General features: G+C 63.8%; 4 protein-coding genes. All 4 read left to right on the plus strand.

What is annotated here, in order from left to right; all coding sequences use genetic code 11:
* Positions 1-997, plus strand: a 997-nt coding sequence (locus tag AC1D1P_RS19225; RefSeq protein WP_477674074.1) for an MATE family efflux transporter, incomplete at its 5' end; no start/stop codon positions are given.
* Between the two features lie 28 nt (positions 998-1,025).
* Positions 1,026-2,126 (plus strand): acyltransferase family protein, encoded by a 1,101-nt coding sequence (locus AC1D1P_RS19230; protein ID WP_477674075.1) that lies wholly within the window; start codon positions 1,026-1,028, stop codon positions 2,124-2,126.
* Positions 2,123-2,581 (plus strand): putative immunity protein, encoded by a 459-nt coding sequence (locus tag AC1D1P_RS19235; RefSeq protein ID WP_477674076.1) that lies wholly within the window; start codon positions 2,123-2,125, stop codon positions 2,579-2,581. Before AC1D1P_RS19230 ends, AC1D1P_RS19235 begins: the two co-directional genes overlap by 4 nt.
* A 51-nt stretch (positions 2,582-2,632) precedes the next feature.
* On the plus strand, positions 2,633-3,031 hold a 399-nt coding region (locus AC1D1P_RS19240; RefSeq protein ID WP_477674077.1), incomplete at its 3' end, for a LysE family translocator.

Consider the following 3,031-nt stretch of genomic DNA (forward strand, 5'->3'; position numbering starts at 1 on the left):
GGGCACACCGGCCGACATCCTGCCCGACGCCACGCTCTATGCCCGCATCATGATGATTGCGGGGCCAGGCCTCTTCGTCTACCTGCTGGCCACCGCCATGCTGCGCGGCGTGGGCGATACGGTCAACCCGCTCTACACGCTGGGCATTTCGACCCTGGTGGGCCTCGCCGTCACACCGGCGCTGATCCGCGGCTGGTTCGGCCTGCCGCAGCTCGGTGTGGCCAGCGGTGCGGTGGCTTCGGTGCTGTCAATGGTGACGGCCACGGCCTGGCTGGCCTTCAGGCTACGCCGCATCCACAGCCCGCTGGCACCTGATGCGGAATTTGTACGCCACATGCGCATCAACGGCAGCATCCTCAAGACCGTGCTCAAGATCGGCGTACCCACCGGCGTGCAGATGATCGTCATCGCGCTGGCTGAAGTCGCCCTGCTCTCGCTGGTCAACAGCTATGGATCCAACGCCACGGCGGCCTACGGCGCCGTCAACCAGGTGGTGGCGTATGTACAGTTCCCGGCGATTTCGATTGCCATCACCGCTTCCATCCTGGGTGCGCAGGCGATCGGCGCGGGCCGCACCGACAAACTGGGCACCATCGTGCGCACCGGTTTGCTGATGAACCTGGCGCTGACCGGCTCACTCGTGCTGCTGGGCTATTTGTTCTCGCGCCACCTGATGGGCTTTTTCATCACCAGCGAACCGGTGATTGAGGTGGCGCAGACGCTGCTGCACATCATGCTGTGGAGCAGCGTCATCTTCGGCATGGCCTCGGTTCTCTCGGGCATCATGCGCGCCAGCGGGTCGGTGCTGGTGCCCACCGGCATCGCCATCTTCTGCATCGCGCTGGTGGAGGTGCCCGTCGCCTGGCTCATGAGCCACCGCATCGGCATCAACGGCATCTGGGTGGCCTATCCGGTCACCTTCATCGCCATGCTGGGTCTGCAGACGGCTTACTACCGGCTGGTCTGGAAGAAGAAGTCGATCAGGCGCCTGGTCTGAGTCCGTCATTTCCTGATTGATCCACACCATGGCACACACGCACCGCAACGCCACCGTCGACATCGCCAGGGGCATCGGAATCATCCTGGTGGTGCTCGGGCACAACAGCCTGGTACTGGAAAACAAGGGCGAGCTTTTCCGGGTGATTTACGCGTTTCACCTGCCGCTGTTCTTTTTCCTCTCCGGCCTGTTCCTGAAAGATTCCGATTCCCTGCGCAAGTTTGCGCTGTCGCGGGCCGACGCGCTTCTCAAGCCCTACTTTGTCGTGCTGGCGCTGGTCGGCATCCTGATGGCGCTTGATTCCGACATGGTTCCCACCGCCGACACAAGCGCCTCTGAGTATTTTTTCGGCGTGTTGTATGCCACCGCACCCACCATTGCGTGGGCACCGCTCTGGTTTTTGCCGCACCTCTTTGTGGCGTCGGTGGTGGCCATGGCCATCCTGCGCGCCACCAGGGCCGTTGAACACCGCGCACGCTGGGTTTTTCTGGCCGCCTCGATGCTGCTGGCCGCGGGCATCCGCTGGATTGGGAGCTTCTGGCAAATCGACACGGCCAGCCTGCATTTCATGGGCCTCGCCCGCTTGCCAGGGCTGCCCTGGAGCCTCGATTTGACCCTCATCAGCTCAGCCTGCCTGCTGTTCGGGTTTCTGCTGCGCGAACAGGTCATGGCCGTGAAATTCAACGCCATCAGGCTGCTTGCCGCGGCCATTGCCTTTGCGGCGCTGCACTACCACTTCAACGAGACCATGGACCTGAACCTGCGCATCTACGGCGAGCCGCTCATTGCGACACTGCAGGCCGCGCTGGGCATTTATATGGTGCTTTGCATCTCTGCACTGCTGGCGCGGTATCCGCGGCTGCAGCGCCCATTGACCTACATCGGCTCCGGCAGCCTGCTCATCCTGGTGTTTCATCCCGTCGCGCAGGGGCGGGCCTTCCTGCTGCTTTCCCGCTTCAGCCACAACGACTACCTCGTTGGAGCGGCAAGCCTGGCTGCGGGTGTCGCATTGCCGCTGCTCCTGCTGGAAATTGCGAAACGCCAGCAATACCTGGCGGCCCTGCTCTTGCCCCGAAAATTCAGTCCGGCAGTCGCGCAAAATACCCGTACCTCGAAACAATTGCCATGAACCACGAGCTCTCGCGCCTGGCGGCCAGCATCCATCTTGATGAACCGGGTCAGGAAGCCCTCCGGCTGGCCTTTGGCCTGGCGTGCGCCGGCCGCGTACAGCATTTGCTGGAAGACCCCAGGGCCGTTGATTGCCTGGCACAGCTTCAGGCTTTCGTCGACGGCAAACTGGAAAGGTCCGCCCTGGCGCAGGCGGCGCAGGAAGTCGCCGCGGTGGCCAACAGCCACAGGGGATCCAATTCCATTGACGGTGCGGCCCACGCAGCCGTCTCTGCCACCTACGCCGTGGCCAATGCGCTGGCTGGCCGGGCCCTGGATGCGGCCGGCTACGCGGCTTATGCCGCCGTCTATGGCTACGGCGGCTACGCGGTCAACGACCCGTCGGCTTTCGAGGGAGAGTTCGCGTGGCAGGTCGAAAAACTCCGGGAACTGGCCCCGACCTTCCCGGTGCGCTGAGGCGGCCGGCATGGCGGCACCAAGTCCGGCGCCCGCACAAGGCCTGCGCGTGTGCCGCATGCGCGGTATAAACGTCAGGTCGTCTCTATTCCCTTCGCGTCCATGACCACGCTTTTCATCTCCGCTTTCCTGCTCGGGCTATTGTTCAACGCCGCCCCCGGTGCCGTTTTTGCCGAAACGGTGCGCCAAGGCGTGCGCGGTGGTTTCCGGCCTGCCCTGGCGGTACAAATCGGCTCACTGGCCGGCGACGCGCTGTGGGCCCTGCTCGGGCTGGTCGGCATCGGGCTGCTGCTTCAACTGGAGTGGATTCGCTGGCCCGTCGGCATCGCCGGGGCGCTGTATCTCTTCTGGCTTGCGCGCGACTCATGGCTTTGTGCCAGCCAGGAATTCACTTTAACGGACCCGGCAACGGCCGAACCCCAAAAGGCCATGCGCGCGGGGGTTCTCCTG

Source organism: Polaromonas sp. P1_E1_2, assembly GCF_056406035.1.

Coding starts and splice junctions, on each gene's coding strand:
- AC1D1P_RS19235 (WP_477674076.1), top strand. CDS start 2,123: ATGAACCACGAGCTCTCGCGCCTGGCGGCCAGCATCCATCTTGATGAA.
- AC1D1P_RS19230 (WP_477674075.1), top strand. CDS start 1,026: ATGGCACACACGCACCGCAACGCCACCGTCGACATCGCCAGGGGCATC.